The organism is Acinetobacter sp. UBA1496 (assembly GCF_002324975.1).
Taxonomy (GTDB): Bacteria; Pseudomonadota; Gammaproteobacteria; order Pseudomonadales; family Moraxellaceae; genus Acinetobacter; species Acinetobacter variabilis.
The window spans coordinates 1-17,367 of sequence record NZ_DCRI01000101.1 but is presented as its reverse complement, the minus strand read 5'-3'; the positions used below and the strand labels follow the sequence as shown (position 1 = coordinate 17,367).

Below are 17,367 nucleotides of genomic sequence, written 5' to 3'. Positions count from 1 at the left end.
GCTGCCGCCTCTGCTTTGGCTTTTGCATCGGTATCAGCTTTACGTTTCGCATCTGCCTCTGCTTTGGCTTTCGCAGCGTCATCGGCTTTTTGTTTGGCGGCTAAATCAGCCTTTTTCTGCGCTTCAAGTTTGGCTTTTTGCGCAGCATCGGCTTTACGCTGTGCTTCTACTTCGGCCTTACGCGTTGCTTCAGCTTCGGCTTTAGATTTTTGTGCAGCCTCTGCTTTGGCTTTGGCAGCAGCCTGTTTTGCTTGTTCAGCGGCTTCAGCACGTTTTGCAGCTTCGGCTGCTTGCTGGGCGGCTTTAGCTTGAGCAAGCTCTGCTGCTTTTGCTTCTTGCTGAGCTTTTTGAATATCGATCTGTGGGGGTGCTGGTGCAGGCTGCGGTGCCGGAGGTGTCGGTGCAGCTGCTGTTGGCACTACAGGCGCAGGCTCTACACTCGGTTCAGCAGTTTGGGTAATTTCTTCTGCAATATTTTCATGTGCAGTTTCTTCAAACTCAGTTTCTTCACGAGTCACCGGCTTCAGGTCTTCAGGTTTAATTAAGACCGTTTTAATCTGTTTTGGCGGTTCAGGGGGATTACTCATGCCCAGATAAAGTAAGCCCACCAAAGCCACTGCATGGATGCCTAAGGTGAATCCAAGTGCGATGGCTTTTTTCTGAAATGGTGGCTTTTTATAGTCTTTCATACTTTATTCTAATGGCTTGGTCAGTAAACCGACTTGAGAAAGGCCAGCATCCTGCAGGCTTGACATTAAGGCCATCACATCGCCATAAGGGCGGGTGGTATGACCATTGATCACGACATTGAGGACCTTGTTTTCACTTTCCGCAGTGCTTTGCGCTTCTATCAAAGTCTGCGTCAAAGCCTCTAGGGTGACAGGACCTGTGGTCTGATTTTTATATTCCAGAAAATAAGTACCATCTTCTTTTAAAGTGACGATCGTAGGCGCATCTTTGGATTCGATCGGTAAGCCATTGGCCTGCGGCAAATCGACCTTGATGCCACTGGTAATCATTGGGGCAGTCACCATGAAAATGACCAGAAGTACCAGCATCACATCGATGTAGGGCACCACATTCATGTCACTTTTCAGTGGCTTTTTAATACGCTGAAAGCGTCCTGAACCTTGAATCGCCATTAGTCTTTGTCCTGAGTTATGCCCACGGACTGACGTTGTAGCAGTGCCACCATTTCTTCGGCAAACAGGGCACGATCAGAGTAAACGGTTTCACCTTTGGCCGTGAAATGGTTAAAGGCCAACACTGCTGGAATAGCTGCGAACAGGCCAATGGCAGTTGCAATCAGGGCTTCAGCAATACCAGGTGCAACCGTCGCCAGCGTCACCTGATCGACATCTGCCAGGCCAATAAAAGCGTTCATGATGCCCCAGACGGTACCGAACAGACCAACATAAGGTGCAACCGAACCAATACTGGCCAAAGCACCGAGTCCTTGCTCCAGATGACCTTGATCACGGCTCAGGCCGACACGCAGAATACGCTCTGTTCCTTCAATGGACTGGGCAGTTGGCGCATGGCGTTTTTTCAGTTTCAGGAACTCGCCCAGACCCTGATAGAAAATATCTTCAAGGCCAGTGCGTTTAGAATTGAGTTGTGCATTGTTATAGAGGGTATTCAGCTCAGCACCAGACCAGAAGATTTTCTGGAAATGTTCATCATCGGCCTGGGCTTTTTTATAACTCATATAGAGCCTGGCAATCAGATACCAGCTATATATTGAGGCTAACAGAAGAGAAAGCATCACCAGTTGTACGACAGGGCTTGCTTGTAAAATAAGATCTGAAACTTGAAGAGATGATTCTAACTGAGTCGCCATAGTTGTTACGTGTGCCAATAAATTTTTTAGTCTTGTTCCAATTCTTTTTGAATTAGTTCGCGGATTTCATCCGGGAGTCGACGTGGTCGCATCTCTGCACTGATACATGCCAACTCGACCTCACCAGATGCAAGCATGATTTCACCACAATAAATATTTTGTTGCAATACAAATGATGAAGCTTTACATGAAATGACACGTGCAGTCACGGTAATCAGGTCATCCATGAGGATTGGACGCATATATTTGACATTAATTTTGTGCACAACAAAGTTGTAGTCGGACTGATGCCAGTAGTGACTCACTCCAGAAGCACGTAACCATTCAGTACGGGTACGTTCCATATAGCGAATATGGTTAGCGTGGTAGACAATGCCACCCGCATCAGTATCTTCAATATAGACGCGGATATTGAATTCAAAGTGATTCGCCATAGTTTTGTTCCATGCAGATTTTACGAAATTATTGCTTGTTTTTAGAGGCTGGAGCAGGCTTAGAATTTGCCTTATTCATTCCAAAAGTCAAGCAATTTAGCGCGTCAAAGTTTAGCACTGTGAGCTTTGAGACCAATGGCACAAGGTGTCAAATCTGGTTGGAGTAGGGGCTAAGCCGGTACGGAACGGCCAATTGCTTATTAATACGGCGAAGTAAAAGCATGAATGAGACCAGTCACTCATGCTTGAGGAACTAAGAATCAGCTTTTGTTATTTTGTTTCCAGCTTGCTTGTACCTGATCAGCCACTTTCGGATAATCCAGAATAAAGCGGACATGACTTTCTACGCCGGTTTTTAAAGTCGCATCATCGACTATAAAATTCGGGTTATGGTTCGGTGCTGCTTTGGCTGGATCCTGATCTGCTGGCGTTGCACCTACGAACACAAAGAGCGATGGCATCAGCTTGCCATAATAAGCAAAGTCTTCACTGGCACTAGCATTGTTATCAAGCAGATGCAGTTTATCTTCACCATTCACTTTAGCCAGAGTCGGACGCATCAACTGGGTCAAGGTTTTATCATTGGTGGTAACAGGTGCATAGGGTGCAATTTCTACTTTGACTTTTACATCATTGGCTGCGGCATTGTGTTCTAGCATTTTCGGCAAGTCTTTTAAAATACCTTGACGGACATCTTCACTATTAGAACGAATCGTACCGACCATATTCACCTGATTAGGAATTACGTTTCCTGTGGTACCCCCCTGAATACTTCCAATACTGACCACGCCCATGCCTTTGGTTAAATCAGCTTTACGACTTACCAGACTTTGTAAATTATTAATCATCTGTGCAGAAGCATAGATGGGATCACGACCTGCCCAAGGCATTGAACCATGTACCTGATGGCCATCTACCTGAATACGTAAATGATCCGCGCTATTGAGAATCGCACCATCTTTATAGAAAATATTGCCGCTTGGCATACCCGCCATCACATGCATTCCAAAAATGACTTCAGGCTGGGGATTCTTGAGTGCACCATCGGCAAGCATTTTACGTGAGCCGATCTGATCGCCCTGGCTAAAGTTATCAATATCTGCACCGCCTTCTTCAGCAGGCTGGAATACAAATACCACGGTTCCGGCAATCTTATCTTTATTGGCAGCGAGCACTTTGGCGGCACCTAGTAGCATTGCAGTATGCGTATCATGACCGCAGGCATGCATCACATAAGTTTCCTTACCTTGATAAATGCCTTTCTGCTTGCTGGCAAAAGGTACGGCTGCCGTTTCTTGAATCGGCAAGGCATCCATATCTGCACGTAATGCCATGACTGGGCCAGGTTTTGAACCTTTTAGAACGCCGATCACACCTGTTTTGGCATAACCTTTACGTACTTCAATGCCATAGGACTTTAATTCTTTTTGTACTAATTCCGAGGTTTTAAATTCCATATTGCCCAGTTCAGGATATTGGTGAATATGCTGGCGCAGTTTGATGGTATGCGCTTCGGCTGCTTTAACTGAATCATCTACCCAATCTGCTAAAGCTAGTTGACTACAGAATAGAAGAGGGAGACAAAGTGAAAGCGTCTTATGCATGTTCATATCAGGGAGAACCTTAAAAATCTGAATAGAGTTAAAGTGATGCCTGAGCATTACATAATGCACTACATTTGACCAAAACCCTCTGAGTATGGGTTTCATACCTTTTTGGTATATTCATTTTTAGGACTTGCTGATAAAGGGAATTTTACAGAGGTAGATATTGTAAAATTATGTAATTATAAAAATCTAATGGTCTATTTTATTTAAAAATTCAAACTAATAGGGAATTGTTGAAGGGAATTTATATCTGATTTAAAAAACTCTCATTATGTAAGTTTCAACTATTTCTCTAAGTTAAATACTATCTTGGCATTAAAGTTGCTTTGATTATTTCATAATTATTATTAGATCTCTTGCGAAAGTATCGTTTTACCTAATTTTTGAATTGGCTAAAACCTTATAAAATGTAGCTTTGGGCTGTTTAAATTTTGACTAACGCAAGAAGTCTATTGATAGAATTTTAAAAGAAATAGCCTAAGTATTTGTTTGAAGGGCAATAATTATATAACTAAATAAACTACTTAATAATAAAGATTTGAGTTTGTGCTTTTGGAGCTAATTGATTGCAGTAGTCAATTAGCTCTTTTTCTTTATGATAAAAAATGGCTAAGCCAAAAGAATTTTATCTTTACTTTGGCTCAGGCGGCGTCATGCCAAATTGTAAATAAGCCATATTGGTCGCAATACGACCGCGCGCAGTACGCATCACATAACCTTGCTGAATCAGATAAGGCTCAATCACATCTTCCAGAGTACCTGAATCTTCTGCCATTGCTGCTGCCAAAGCTTCTACACCCGCCGGGCCACCATCAAAGCGTTCTAGCAACATCGACAGGTAACGACGGTCAAGCGTATCTAAACCATCTTTATCCACGTTCAACATATCTAATGCACGTTGAGCCATTTCCTGAGTGACTTCACCTGTGCCTTTGACTTGAGCATAGTCACGTACACGACGTAATAAACGATTGGCAATACGCGGTGTACCACGTGAACGACGTGCAATTTCTTTTGCGCCATCTTCGGTCATTGGCACATCCATCAGACTCGCAGAACGTTTCACGATATGGGTCAGATCATCAACCGAATAGAATTCCAGACGCTGCACAATCCCGAAACGGTCGCGTAGTGGAGAGGTGAGTAGACCAGCACGTGTGGTTGCAGCGACCAAAGTAAATGGTGGTAAGTCCAATTTAATCGAACGGGCAGCAGGACCTTCACCAATCATGATATCCAGCTGGTAGTCTTCCATTGCTGGATAAAGGATTTCTTCAATCACGGGTGACAGACGGTGAATCTCGTCAATAAACAGGACATCGCCTTCTTCCAGGTTCGTTAGCATCGCGGCTAAGTCACCGGCACGTTCCAGTACCGGGCCAGAAGTTGACTTGAGATTGCCACCCATTTCACGGGCAATAATATTCGCTAATGTCGTTTTACCCAGACCCGGAGGTCCAAAGATCAGGGTATGATCGAGAGCTTCAGCACGGCCACGAGCTGCACCAATAAAGATTTCCATTTGCTCACGTACCACAGGTTGACCGATATAGTCATCGAGGGAAGTTGGGCGGATGGCACGATCAAAATGATCTTCGGGTTTTTCAGAACCACTGATGAGACGGTCTTGCATATCTTTTGAGTCAATCTCTATGGTTTATTTGAGGTGAATAAAGTCATAGCCTCAAAATGCATTAAAAATTCAGATGCCATTGTGTAGGCGTTGTCTTACTTTTGAAAGATCAAAAGTAACAAAAATCTTTTTGTTGAGTTGAAGGTACGTCCTGTACCCCAACTCAACTGGCGACATCCATGTCGCGAGTAATTTATATAAATAGGAGAATAAACAGTCTTATTTAAAGTAAAGTCATTTTCCTATTATCTATTCATCGACTTTAATGCAGCACGGATGATGTCGCTGGCTTCGGTAAATTCACCTTTAGCTGCATTCACCAGTTTTTGCGCTTCAGCCGGTTTATAACCGAGAGACTGTAATGCAGCTTCCGCTTCAGCCATGGCTGAATTGCCCATAAACTGAATTTGTGGAGCTGTCGAATTGCTTGGAGCAGTGCCCGCAGACATGGCTTTAAAGCGGTCGCGCAGTTCAATCATCAAACGTTCAGCCGTTTTTTTGCCGACTCCAGGCACTTTGACCAAGGTATTTACATCTTCATTTTCAACAGTATGGATCAGCATCTCAACACTTAAAGTTGAAAGAATGCCAAGTGCCATTTTCGGGCCAACGCCGTTCACTTTTAATAAAGTGCGGAAAATGGTTTTTTCCTGAGCATTTAAAAAACCATACAGTAATTGTGCATCTTCACGTACGGCCAGATGTGTCCACAGGGTAATTTTCTGGCCTTTTTGCAACTGGCAAAAAGTGGTGAGCGGCATATCAATTTCATAACCTACACCATTCACATTTAATAATACAGTCGGTGCTTCCAGCGCCAGCACTTCACCAATCAGGCATCCAATCATCTTTTATCATTACTCAATTCAGTTTTGCAGCATAGTAATCAGCATTTTCAGGAAAGGCAAAATCTCCTTCTGCAAAACAGGTGATTTTGCTGCAATAAGCATCTAATCCAGCAAGATGTTTTATAACAATCCGGCTTTATTGCCTTGCAATTCCTGTGACAGGTTATAAGCCTGATGATCCGAAAATTTCGAGATAATATCCAGCACCTGCATGATATTGTCATAATGGCTGTCTTTAAAATTCGCCCCTGAACGTTGCAAAATCGACATTAAACGCTGTTCTTTAAAACTCAGGTTTTTATGCGGTGTGGTCAGAGGAATAAAAGCATCCAGAATATTTTGCAGACTTTGATGGGCAATGATTTCTAAGCCTGCTTTCTGTGGATGTTCAAAAATCTTGTCACGTGCCAGTTCTTTGGCGCGATTAATACCGCTTTCAATATCTGATGAACAATACTGCAATAAAGTGCCTTGTAACTGGCCAGATAGAATCTGGTCATGGTGACGTGCAAAAGCAGTGGTCACTTCATTCACCAGACGTTTCATCACACGGCCACGCAGTGCAGCAATTTTCTGTTGCCAGGTCGTGTCAGGCATGCCGATTTCAGAAGGCGTGCCATAATCTCCGAGCAGATTTAAAAATACCGGTTCCACTTCAGCATAGCTGAGTATGTTCAGGCTAATGCCATCTTCAAGATCAATCAGGGCATAGCAGATATCATCGGCTGCTTCGAGTAGATAGGTCAGTGGATGACGACAATATCGATACTCGCCGAGCTGGATTAGTCCAAGCTCTTCCGCGATCTGCTTTAAAATCTCTTTTTCTGCCTGATAACAGCCAAACTTGGCACGGCTACTGGCAGGCAAATCTACCTGCGATGCCATGGTTTTTGACAGCCACGGATATTTTAAATAAGCACCTAAAGTGGCATAGGTCAGGCGCATGCCACCATCATTTGGATGATAGTCAATTTTGGTAAGCAGGCGCAGGCCTTGGGCGTTACCTTCAAACTGACGTACATCTGCTTCCTGTTCAGGGCTTAAATCTTTTAAGAAGTCAGTATGTGATACATCATCAAACCATTCCCGGATCGCATATTCACCGGCATGGCCAAAAGGCGGGTTACCAATATCATGCGCCAAACAGGCAGCTTGAATGATGGCACCTACATCAGCGGGTGACACCCAGGGTGGAAGCTGATCTTTAATTTTCTCTGCGGCCAGCATCCCTAGCGAGCGGCCAATACAGGAGACTTCCAGTGAATGCGTCAGGCGCGTATGAATACCATCGTGCTGAGTTAAAGGATGCACCTGGGTTTTACGGTTGAGCTGCCGGAAGCTCTGGGAAAAAATAATACGGTCATAATCTTTGTGGAACGGGCTACGTGCCAGTTCAGTGCTCTGCTTTTTACTACCAATCCGAACTGTCGAAAGCAGTTCCAACCAACGCATTTGAGTCATTTATCATTATTCAGTTCTCTACTTTCTGCATCATGCCAAAAAAGAGCGTAAAGCACTAGGGCAGTGCGACATGAATTGTCTTGCTGCATATGGTTATTTCAGTCAGCTGGAAAAGACTGAGATTAAAAATCGAAATCATCAAATGAACAATAAAAAGCAGGCTCAATGGCCTGCTTTTTGTTTAAGGCGAAGAATCAGATTAGCTCTTCGCCATTTTTCTTGGCCTGTTGTGTGTCTTTATAGACATTCAGGCAAATCGTGAACAAGACCAAGCTTGCCACCAATGGCCAAAAAAGTACATATAGGGTCAATAATTGACTTGTCATCTGAAATCTCCTTATTTACTTTTCTCAGATAGCTGGTGAAACTCAATCACCATCTTATTGATTTGTTTAAAATCAAATCGTTCTTTACTGTAGACCAGCGTCAACACAGTACATACCAGTGCACTAGTGCCATAAGCTGTTAGTGAGCTTAACAAGGTGCCGTATTCGTGCAAGAAGCCGATGGTCCATGGCATGAAGCCAATACTGGCCAATATGCCAACGACCAGACCCACTTTCTTGCCGAAGAAACCAAAGGTCATCAGTCCCAGCACCACACCAATCCCCAAGGTTGCAACGAGTTCAAAGCCAAGTGCGATCAATCCCTGAATCGGAAGCCATTCAAAACGTACTATCAGAAAGCTGAAAAATGCGAGGCCCACTGACCAGTTAAAGGCCTGGGCATTCACCTTGTCCCAATACAGGCTGACAATCACTGGGAACACAATAGATCCCCAAAGCGCTCCCACAAAAATCAGCATCGATAAAATGTCAAATTTCAAGGTGGCAATCACAATTCCAAGCATGGTGGCAACGATCATGGTCATACGGCCAATGAATAGCATTTTCTTTGGATCAGGGCGGTTTTTCGCAATCTGTTTGCCATAAATGTCCGTCATGACAATCGCAGACAGGGCAGACAGATCCGAGTCAGCGGTAGAAGACAGGGCTCCAATCACCATGATAAATAACAGCGCAACCATAAATGGCGAAAGATAAGTCGCTGCCATTTGTGGAATCAGGTTATTCAGGTTGCCATCAATGGGCTGAATACCTGCAAATAACGCCAATAATCCAAGCATGCCTAGACCAATAACAATTGCAGCATAACCAATCGTTGCAGTGATAAAGCTTGGCTTAATCAGATCTTCACGGACTGCAAACAGGCGCTGGGCAATGGTCTGATTACCAATTGCGTAGGCCAATACGGCAACAAAAAATGGCGCGCCTTGTTCCAAGAAGGCTGTTTTAGAGAAAAAATCCAGCTGTTCCGGTTGCAGATGATGAATCCCGCTTTGAAACAGGGATGGCCCACCTAAGGTAAAGAATAAGGTTGGAATAATAATCACCGCCGCGACAATCATTGCCACCAGTTGACCAAAATCGGTAAAGACTGAGGAGCGGAAGCCCGACCAGAGGGTATAGGACAGTACACCGATACTGGTAATCAGCACGCCATGGATAAAGCTTAAAGGAGATAAAATTTCAACCAGTGCCCCGGCGGCAGTAAAGTTTACCATCAGGCTGATCACGCTACCCACAATATTGGAACCCGCCAGAATCATCTGGCTTTGATTGCCATGCCGGGCATGCATGATTTCCGCCAAAGTATGTGCATTAGGCGCCAGTTCACGAAAGCGCTTGCCAAAGGGATAGATAAATAAAATCATCAGCGCACCCCACAAACCATAGTGTAGGGCACCGGAAACGCCGTATGTATATCCGGATGAAGCTGCTGCATAAAACGAGGCGGCCCAGATCCAGGTGGCGGTCATACTGGCCGCAGACATTCCAAATCCGATGGAGCCATTCGAGACCATGTAGCCATCGACATTTTCATTTTTCTGTTTAATACGTAACGATAGTAAAAAGGTGATGCCATAGAAAAGCACCATCAATAGTACAGTTGCTGTACTAGTGAATTGAAACATACATACTCCTTAAGCGGGTCACCTTTTGTTCTTGAAAATTAAATCATTGGTGACAGATTAAGGCTCTAAAATAGACAGAGCAGTGAAGCTATAGAACATCAAAAAAATTAGTGTCCGAATATAGAATTTATATTCATCTCTACAGCAGAAAGGAAAAACCATTGCCAGGCCCAGAATTTGGACATTTCCTCAGCAATTCGGCTAGAGCTTAACATAAAATCATCAAATTTACTGATGAAGTGTCTATTTGGTAAGATTCTTAGCTGATATAGAAGTGTGAGTCTGTTCCTCTGTCAGTTGAATAAAAAGAAAATTTCAGATATTTTTTTAGCAATTACAGATATTTATTTTAAATTTTTCGAGTTAAATAAAACCTGAGAATACGGATTAAATAAAAAGGGTAACAAAATTTTATTATTAATCATTTCTTCATTATTTTTTTATATAGGCCTCATAATCCGTGGTAAATTTTCTCATAAATACGAGTGGTGTTTTGCTATTTATATTCTGCTTTTTACGCATAATATAACTAATGAATAAGTGATGAAATTTCAAAATATTGGATATAGTGGGGTAATTTTGTCGATATCATTTTTGGTTGTTCAGATAAGTAAATTTCGCTTAATTATGATTTGATAAGATAAGCATCAAATATGAAAAAAATGAAGGGATCACATAAGAAATTTTATTTTTATTCTTTTATAAGATGAGAGCAGATATCCGGTTTTTGTTCTGAAGATTATGTTAGATTAAAATACCACTCATTATTAATTACTCATTTATATGGCGGAGTAATTTTTGTCGGATGCTGTAATAGCGGAGATGAGCGGAAAATTGCTCTTTGTATTTCATAAAGGCAGAAGACCTTTAACCAGTTTTCTAATCTTAGTAGTCAAAGTTAAGAGTCAATCAAAATAATTAAAAGCAGTCTGCAAAAAATACGACTTCATGAAATCTTGTAATCAAGTATTTCATCCTAGCCTAAATCGGCGCTTTGACAGGTCATGACAATAAAATCTAAATTTGATTTTGTCCCGATTGTCGTTGAAAAATAATACAATTTTTATGCAGAAAATTATTCTGAAGCGGTTTTGATTTTTCTTGAAAAAAATGTGTTAACCTGTGCGACTACATTCAATTTTTTTATCTGAAAATAAAAGCATTATTTATAAAATGCTATAGCTTTTCGCTTGAGTTTTCCCATTTCCTCTCTAGCCGATTTATATATTTCACAGTAGAATATGCGCTCTCTCAAGTCACATTGTGGCATGGTCGCTCGATCATCCCGTGGAGCCAAAATCAGCATGTTTATCGTTGCCGGTGCACCTGCACATTCTTCTTTTAAGAAAGCTCAACTACTCACACGTTTATCGTCAATTAGTTCTGTTCAATCACTAGAAAGTCAATTTGTTTATCTTTTTGACCAAGCGCTCAACGAGCAACAACAGCAATCCGCTTTACAGCTTCTCAACGATGGTCAATCATTTGAACTGCACCAGGCTGCAAGTGATGAAATCCAGATTCTGGTGACACCGCGTGTCGGCACGATTTCACCATGGTCATCAAAGGCAACTGATATTTTTGCCAACTGTAATACACCGGTTCATCGTTTAGAACGCGGTGTTTTGTTTACTTTGAAGGGCGAAAAAGAGCTTTCTAAAGAAGCGTTACAGATCTTGCATGACCGCATGACTGAAAGCTTTTTCAATGCGATTGAAGATGCTGCAGTATTATTTACTGAAACTGCTCCGAAACCTTTGAACTCGATTGATATTCTGGGTCAAGGTAAAGAAGCACTGGTTAAAGCCAATAATGAGTTCGGGTTTGCGCTGTCTGAACAGGAAATTGATTACCTGACAGAAGCATTTACCAAACTGGGCCGTAACCCGAACGACATCGAACTGATGATGTTTGCACAGGCAAACTCTGAACATTGCCGTCATAAAATCTTCGGTTCAGAATGGACGATTGATGGTGAAGTTCAACCATTGTCATTGTTCCAGATGATCAAAAATACTTATAAAGAATCACCAACAGACGTATTGTCGGCTTATAAAGACAACGCATCGGTGATTGTTGGTTTTGATACGCAACGTTTCTATCCAACTCAAGAAGATAACGGTCAAAACGTTTATAAATACAAGAGTCAAGCCGCTCACATCCTGATGAAAGTGGAAACTCATAACCACCCAACAGCGATTGCACCATTTGCTGGTGCCGCAACAGGTTCAGGCGGTGAGATTCGTGACGAAGGCGCGACTGGTCGTGGTGGTAAACCTAAAGCGGGTTTAACTGGTTTCACCGTATCTAACCTGAATATTCCTGGTTTTGAACAGCCTTGGGAAGAAAACTACGGCAAACCGTCACGTATGGCATCTCCACTTCAAATCATGATTGAAGGTCCATTAGGTGGTGCAGCGTTTAACAACGAATTTGGTCGTCCAGCGTTAACGGGTTATTTCCGTACCTTCGAACAAAACGTCAATGGCGAAGTGAAAGGCTTTCATAAGCCAATCATGATCGCGGGTGGTTACGGTAACATCCGTCCAGACCATGTTGAGAAAGATGCTATCCAGCCGGGTGATCTGTTAATCGTTCTAGGTGGTCCAGCCATGCTGATCGGCCTTGGCGGTGGTGCAGCATCTTCTGTAGATAGCGGTAAATTGGGTGAAAACCTGGACTTTGCTTCGGTTCAACGTGAAAACCCGGAAATGGAACGCCGTTGTCAGGAAGTGATCGATACTTGCTGGCGCATGGAAGATGAAAACCCAATCGTTTCTGTACATGACGTCGGTGCGGGTGGTATTTCGAATGCGATGCCTGAGCTGGTAAACGATCATGAGTTAGGTGCAGTACTGGATCTTCGTAAGATCCCATCGCTTGAGCCAGGCATGTCGCCAATGGAAATCTGGTCAAACGAAGCGCAAGAGCGTTATGTGCTTGCGATCCGTCCAGAATCTTTACCATTGTTTGAATCTATCTGTGCACGTGAACGTTGTCCGTTTGCGGTACTGGGTGAAGCAACTGAAGCACGTCATCTGACAGTTGAGGATCCATTGTTCGGCAACAAGCCTGTGGATATGCCAATGCAAGTGATGCTTGGTGGTACACCACGTATGAGCCGTTCATATGAAACTGCTCCGCGTAAAGGCGATGACTTTGATGCGTCTAAAGTCACTGATCTGAAAGATGCGATTTATCGCGTGATCAAGAATCCAACAGTTGCATCTAAATCATTCCTGATCACCATTGGTGACCGCTCGATTACCGGTATGGTTGCACGTGATCAAATGGTTGGTCCATGGCAGGTTCCTGTAGCAGATGCTGCAGTAACGACTACCAGCCTTGTCGGTTACACGGGCGAAGCAATGGCAATGGGGGAACGTCCACCAGTTGCATTGTTAAACCCAGCGGCTTCTGCACGTTTATCAGTTGCTGAATCGATCTCGAACATCATGTCTGCGAAGATTGATCAGATCAGCGACATCAAACTGTCTGCAAACTGGATGGCGGCGGCAGGTCAACCGGGCGAAGACCAAGCCTTGTTTGAAGGCGTAAAAGCCATTGGTATGGAAATGTGTCCAGCACTGGGCATTGCAATTCCAGTTGGTAAAGACTCATTGTCAATGCGTACGACTTGGAATGACGAAGGCGAAGACAAGTCCGTAACTTCTCCGATGTCAGGCGTAATTACTGCGTTTGCTCCAGTGACTGATGTTCGCAAAACATTAACCCCTGAACTGAAAAATATTGAGTCTGTACTGGTTCGTATTGATCTGTCTAAAGGCCAGTTCCGTCTGGGTGGTTCGATCCTGGCTCAGGTGTATAAAGCCATTGGTTCTGTCACTCCTGATGTCGATAGCTTTGATGACTTCAAAGCATTCTTTACACTGGTTCAAGACTGGAACAACCGTGGTCTGATCAAGGCGTATCATGACATCGGTGATGGTGGCTTACTGGCAACTGTTGCGGAAATGATGTTCGCTTCACGTCTTGGTGTAGCTCTGGAACAACAAACTGTAGCTTCACTGTTCGCTGAAGAAATCGGTGCTGTGCTGCAAATCGCGAAAGCAGATTGGGATGCATTACAAGCAGAAATCGCTACTTCTACTCTAAAAGATGCGATCTCTGTAGTAGGTACAGTAAACAACTCTGACCAGTTATCTGTAAATGGTCTGGTACTTGAACGTGCCGACCTGCAAGTGGCTTGGACTGAAGTTTCTCATCAAATCCAGCGTCTGCGTGACAACGTAGAAACTGCTGATCAAGAATTTGCATTAGTAACAGACAAAGCGCACAAAGGTTTGATTGCTCAACCGACATTTGACCTGAATGAGCAAATCGAAGCACCGTACATCAATTCACGTCGTCCAAATATGGCGATTTTGCGTGAACAGGGTGTGAATGGTCATGTAGAAATGGCAGCAGCATTCGACAAAGTCGGCTTCAATACTGTTGACGTACACATGAGCGATCTTCTGGCTGGTCGTATCAGTCTGGATGACTTCGAAGGTCTGGTCACATGTGGTGGCTTCTCTTATGGTGACGTATTGGGCGCAGGCGGTGGCTGGGCGAAATCAGTATTGTTCAATCAGCAACTTCGTGACCAGTTTGAGAAATTCTTTAACCGTCAGGAAACTTTCTCTTTAGGTATCTGTAACGGTTGTCAGATGCTGTCACAATTGGCTCCACTGATTCCAGGTGCAGATGTTTGGCCTCGTTTCCATCGCAACAAGTCGGAAGTATTTGAAGCACGTAGCGTCAATGTTCGTGTAGAGAAATCTCATTCTGTATTGCTAGAAGGTATGGAAGGTTCAATTCTTCCAATCGCTGTAGCACATGGTGAAGGTCGTGTGGTTGCATCAGCTGAAAGCATTGCTGCATTGAATGCCAATAACCAGGTGATCATGCGTTATGTGGATAGCCAAGGTAATGCGACTGAGCAATATCCATTGAACCCGAATGGTTCGCCTGAAGGGATCTCTGGTGTCACTTCGAAAGATGGTCGTGCGACGATCCTGATGCCACACCCTGAGCGTAACTTCCGTGCGATCCAGCACTCTTGGAAACCAGAAGACTGGGATCAGGACGGTGCATGGTTACGTATGTTCCGTAATGCGCGTAAGTTCATTGGCTAATCTGATTTAGCTTCAAAAAAGGGTCGCAGTAGCGGCTCTTTTTTATTATTAGAATTTTAAGTGACTCAGCAAAGCTAGAAAAATCATTTACTTTTGTTTAGACTAGCTTCATCAATTGCCACCAGTGGGTGGCTTTTTGCTTTTTAAGCAGTTTGAAACATTTATTTAATTTTCTCCCGCTGAACTGGTTTAGATTTTGCTTTTATATCTGCATAAAAGTGATATTGTGTAAATAATGCACAATATTTATGCACTTTAAAGGAAAGATGGTATAGATCAGTTCAGTATCAACACTCAAGAATGAGGTGATGACATGGCTAAGACGTTCAGAATAATGGATAGAACAGAATTACGTCAGAAAGGTTGGTGGTTATTTGGTTTTGTCGTTGGCCTACAGGTGCTGTTCTTGGTAGGTAGTTATTTGCTACAGGGTTCTTGATCAACAGATTTAAAAAAGCCACCGAGAGGTGGCTTTTTTAAATTTAGAGGATATAAGGATTTACTTTTGACGGGGCATGAGGAGCACTGCTCCGCAAGACAAAAAAACCGCTGTCAGACTGATGGGACGTCCTTGTCCCACAGTCTGACGGGTGACATCCATGTCGCTGGGTATCTAATCAATTTGACGCTTTAAATAATGGAAAGTTTGAAAAATATGTATGATCTTAATGATCGACAACTATGATTCCTTTACCATTACTAAAGAAAAACCAACCGAAGGTGGCTTTATCACTACACAGTTAATTGAATCTGCTTTAACACAGTCTTCAGCGTATTTTCATAATCAAACTGATCATTGGTACTATCCTATAACGCCAAACTACATAACCATCCGGACGAACCAGAACTGCCACAGATTCATGAATTTCAGACTTGGTAATTCTGGTGCTATACACATCATGAGAAACAATCCGAATCACATCCAAATATGGCAAGTTCAGTGATTCAGCTGCCTGACCCCCGCTTTCACCCGATTCAGTGTCGAATACTGTGTCATGCAAGACACCATGTGTAAACTTGATACAGGCATAAATGTATGAGGGGGCAAAATCTAGCCATGTATAAAAGGTAGTTATATGAGTATTAGCATAAGCTATTGATCTATTAATATTTTCAATATGTTGGCCTAAATCGTAAGATAAGTACCTATTTTTTGAAGTGAGCAATCTATGGAACTTCGACATTTACGCTATTTTATTACCGTGGCGCAGGAGCAGAGTTTCACTAGGGCTGCTGAAAAACTGTTTACGGCTCAACCTTCTTTAAGCCAGCAGATTAAAGATCTGGAGCAGGAAGTTGGCGTTAACCTGTTTGAACGTTCTTCACGAAAAATACAGTTAACCGATGAAGGTAAGGCCTTTTTAATCTATGCAGAAAAAGCTCTGGAAAATGCCAAATTGGCTGTTGCATCAGCACGACAGGTGGCCCAGCAGAAAAATAATCAGATTCATATTGGCTTTCTGAATGTTGCCGAACTAAAAGTTATGCCACATATTTTGGCCAAGCTGAAAAAGACCATGCCAGATTTAAAAATTCATCTGCATAGCCTGTTCTGTCTGGAACAGCTTCAACATCTAAAAAATACTGAATTAGATCTAAGTATTACCCTTTTTCAGCTGGATCATCCGGATTTTGAAAATATCCATTTATTGACGGAACAAATTCACTTGGTTGCAGCCAAGCATTTGCACCCAACCGATCGGATACTGAAATTACAGGAACTGAAAAATCATACGATTATTATGTATGATCAGAATGCATCACCCATATTTTACGAAAGACTTAATGCCTTGATGTCCTTTGATCAGCTAAAGCACGATCAGGTGCTGTGGGCGACCAATGTGCTACAGCATATTAACCTGATCAATATGGGGATGGGTTTTAGTTTTGCTCCCGATTATCTATTACGGTTCCTGAATGATGAAGTGAAAGTGATCCAGACAGATCGACCTTTACCCCAGGTAGAACTATATGCAACATTTAACAAGAACTCTCAAAATCCAGCATTGAATATTATTACCGAAGCCCTTAACAATACGGTAAATGCTTGAAAAACTTGTAGAGATATATGCTTAAACTGATTTATTACGTACCAGATGAAAACCTAGAGGAAACCAAGAAGGCCGTTTTTGCAGCAGGTGCGGGTGGGATTGGTGAATATACCGACTGTGCCTGGCAAGTGCTGGGAACTGGACAATTTAAGCCGCAGCAAGGCGCAGATCCTCATATTGGGGAAATTGGCCAATTGGAAAATGTGGAAGAATGGCGGGTCGAAATTCTTGTACCTGATGAAAAGGCGGTTGAAGTGGCTAAGGCTCTAAAAGACAGTCATCCTTATGAAGAACCGGCATTTGAATTTATCCAGCTCTTAGATATAAAAGTTTAAATTTTAGAAGTGATAGGCTTTGTTGCACAAACCTATCTTTAAAGG

General features: G+C 42.9%; 15 protein-coding genes. 4 read left to right on the top strand and 11 right to left on the bottom strand.

Features of this window, described 5'->3' with window-relative positions; all coding sequences use genetic code 11:
• From tolA to B3143_RS12765, 10 genes are all read right to left on the bottom strand, one after another.
• The coding region (gene tolA, locus B3143_RS12810) for a cell envelope integrity protein TolA (protein ID WP_286716597.1) at nt 1–689 on the bottom strand (689 nt) is incomplete at its 3' end.
• Between the two features lie 3 nt (nt 690–692).
• Complete coding sequence (gene tolR, locus B3143_RS12805) at nt 693–1,142, bottom strand: protein TolR (RefSeq protein WP_004279112.1); 450 nt, start codon at nt 1,140–1,142, stop codon at nt 693–695.
• Complete coding sequence (gene tolQ / locus B3143_RS12800; RefSeq protein ID WP_004279111.1) at nt 1,142–1,840, bottom strand: protein TolQ; 699 nt, start codon at nt 1,838–1,840, stop codon at nt 1,142–1,144. Before tolQ ends, tolR begins: the two co-directional genes overlap by 1 nt.
• A 26-nt stretch (nt 1,841–1,866) precedes the next feature.
• Nucleotides 1,867–2,274 (bottom strand): tol-pal system-associated acyl-CoA thioesterase, encoded by a 408-nt coding sequence (ybgC, locus tag B3143_RS12795; protein ID WP_039901903.1) that lies wholly within the window; start codon nt 2,272–2,274, stop codon nt 1,867–1,869.
• Between the two features lie 260 nt (nt 2,275–2,534).
• Nucleotides 2,535–3,884, bottom strand: a complete 1,350-nt coding sequence (locus B3143_RS12790; RefSeq protein ID WP_005236693.1) for an amidohydrolase — start codon at nt 3,882–3,884, stop codon at nt 2,535–2,537.
• 628 nt (nt 3,885–4,512) lie between these two features.
• Nucleotides 4,513–5,514 carry a Holliday junction branch migration DNA helicase RuvB gene (gene ruvB / locus B3143_RS12785; protein ID WP_034170977.1) on the bottom strand — a complete coding sequence of 334 codons (1,002 nt, stop codon included), beginning with the start codon at nt 5,512–5,514 and terminating at the stop codon, nt 4,513–4,515.
• Between the two features lie 245 nt (nt 5,515–5,759).
• Entirely contained in the window at nt 5,760–6,362 is a 603-nt protein-coding gene (ruvA, locus tag B3143_RS12780; protein ID WP_286716601.1) for a Holliday junction branch migration protein RuvA, read from the bottom strand.
• A gap of 120 nt (nt 6,363–6,482) precedes the next feature.
• Nucleotides 6,483–7,823 carry a deoxyguanosinetriphosphate triphosphohydrolase gene (locus B3143_RS12775; RefSeq protein WP_034702787.1) on the bottom strand — a complete coding sequence of 447 codons (1,341 nt, stop codon included), beginning with the start codon at nt 7,821–7,823 and terminating at the stop codon, nt 6,483–6,485.
• A gap of 194 nt (nt 7,824–8,017) precedes the next feature.
• On the bottom strand, nt 8,018–8,149 hold the full coding sequence (locus tag B3143_RS12770) for a putative transporter small subunit (RefSeq protein WP_004645659.1): 132 nt from the start codon (nt 8,147–8,149) through the stop codon (nt 8,018–8,020).
• A gap of 11 nt (nt 8,150–8,160) precedes the next feature.
• Nucleotides 8,161–9,798: a sodium:solute symporter family transporter gene (locus B3143_RS12765; RefSeq protein ID WP_034702785.1), complete on the bottom strand. Its 1,638-nt coding sequence runs from the start codon at nt 9,796–9,798 to the stop codon at nt 8,161–8,163.
• Between the two features lie 1,304 nt (nt 9,799–11,102).
• Here B3143_RS12765 and purL point away from each other — a divergent pair.
• Complete coding sequence (gene purL, locus B3143_RS12760; protein WP_004784584.1) at nt 11,103–14,936, top strand: phosphoribosylformylglycinamidine synthase; 3,834 nt, start codon at nt 11,103–11,105, stop codon at nt 14,934–14,936.
• Between the two features lie 313 nt (nt 14,937–15,249).
• Nucleotides 15,250–15,375 carry a KGW motif small protein gene (locus B3143_RS12755; RefSeq protein ID WP_004784583.1) on the top strand — a complete coding sequence of 42 codons (126 nt, stop codon included), beginning with the start codon at nt 15,250–15,252 and terminating at the stop codon, nt 15,373–15,375.
• A gap of 328 nt (nt 15,376–15,703) precedes the next feature.
• On the opposite strand, the gene B3143_RS12750 is transcribed toward B3143_RS12755, so the two are convergent.
• Nucleotides 15,704–15,937: a hypothetical protein gene (locus tag B3143_RS12750; protein ID WP_034581063.1), complete on the bottom strand. Its 234-nt coding sequence runs from the start codon at nt 15,935–15,937 to the stop codon at nt 15,704–15,706.
• Nucleotides 15,938–16,105: 168 nt separating this feature from the next.
• On the opposite strand from B3143_RS12750, the gene B3143_RS12745 reads away from it, so the two are divergent.
• Both B3143_RS12745 and B3143_RS12740 read left to right on the top strand, forming a co-directional pair.
• Nucleotides 16,106–16,987, top strand: coding sequence for a LysR substrate-binding domain-containing protein (locus B3143_RS12745; protein WP_005236689.1), 882 nt, complete (start codon nt 16,106–16,108; stop codon nt 16,985–16,987).
• Nucleotides 16,988–17,004: 17 nt separating this feature from the next.
• Entirely contained in the window at nt 17,005–17,322 is a 318-nt protein-coding gene (locus tag B3143_RS12740) for a hypothetical protein (RefSeq protein ID WP_004784580.1), read from the top strand.
• Nucleotides 17,323–17,367: the final 45 nt, after the last annotated feature.

What these genes read in the sequence shown, in the direction of transcription:
- B3143_RS12740 (WP_004784580.1), top strand. Translation starts at nt 17,005, where the DNA reads ATGCTTAAACTGATTTATTACGTACCAGATGAAAACCTAGAGGAAACC.
- B3143_RS12755 (WP_004784583.1), top strand. Translation starts at nt 15,250, where the DNA reads ATGGCTAAGACGTTCAGAATAATGGATAGAACAGAATTACGTCAGAAA.
- B3143_RS12790 (WP_005236693.1), bottom strand. Translation starts at nt 3,884, where the DNA reads ATGAACATGCATAAGACGCTTTCACTTTGTCTCCCTCTTCTATTCTGT.
- tolR (WP_004279112.1), bottom strand. Translation starts at nt 1,142, where the DNA reads ATGGCGATTCAAGGTTCAGGACGCTTTCAGCGTATTAAAAAGCCACTG.
- B3143_RS12745 (WP_005236689.1), top strand. Translation starts at nt 16,106, where the DNA reads ATGGAACTTCGACATTTACGCTATTTTATTACCGTGGCGCAGGAGCAG.
- ruvB (WP_034170977.1), bottom strand. Translation starts at nt 5,514, where the DNA reads ATGCAAGACCGTCTCATCAGTGGTTCTGAAAAACCCGAAGATCATTTT.
- ybgC (WP_039901903.1), bottom strand. Translation starts at nt 2,274, where the DNA reads ATGGCGAATCACTTTGAATTCAATATCCGCGTCTATATTGAAGATACT.
- B3143_RS12770 (WP_004645659.1), bottom strand. Translation starts at nt 8,149, where the DNA reads ATGACAAGTCAATTATTGACCCTATATGTACTTTTTTGGCCATTGGTG.
- ruvA (WP_286716601.1), bottom strand. Translation starts at nt 6,362, where the DNA reads ATGATTGGATGCCTGATTGGTGAAGTGCTGGCGCTGGAAGCACCGACT.
- B3143_RS12765 (WP_034702785.1), bottom strand. Translation starts at nt 9,798, where the DNA reads ATGTTTCAATTCACTAGTACAGCAACTGTACTATTGATGGTGCTTTTC.
- tolQ (WP_004279111.1), bottom strand. Translation starts at nt 1,840, where the DNA reads ATGGCGACTCAGTTAGAATCATCTCTTCAAGTTTCAGATCTTATTTTA.
- B3143_RS12775 (WP_034702787.1), bottom strand. Translation starts at nt 7,823, where the DNA reads ATGACTCAAATGCGTTGGTTGGAACTGCTTTCGACAGTTCGGATTGGT.
- purL (WP_004784584.1), top strand. Translation starts at nt 11,103, where the DNA reads ATGTTTATCGTTGCCGGTGCACCTGCACATTCTTCTTTTAAGAAAGCT.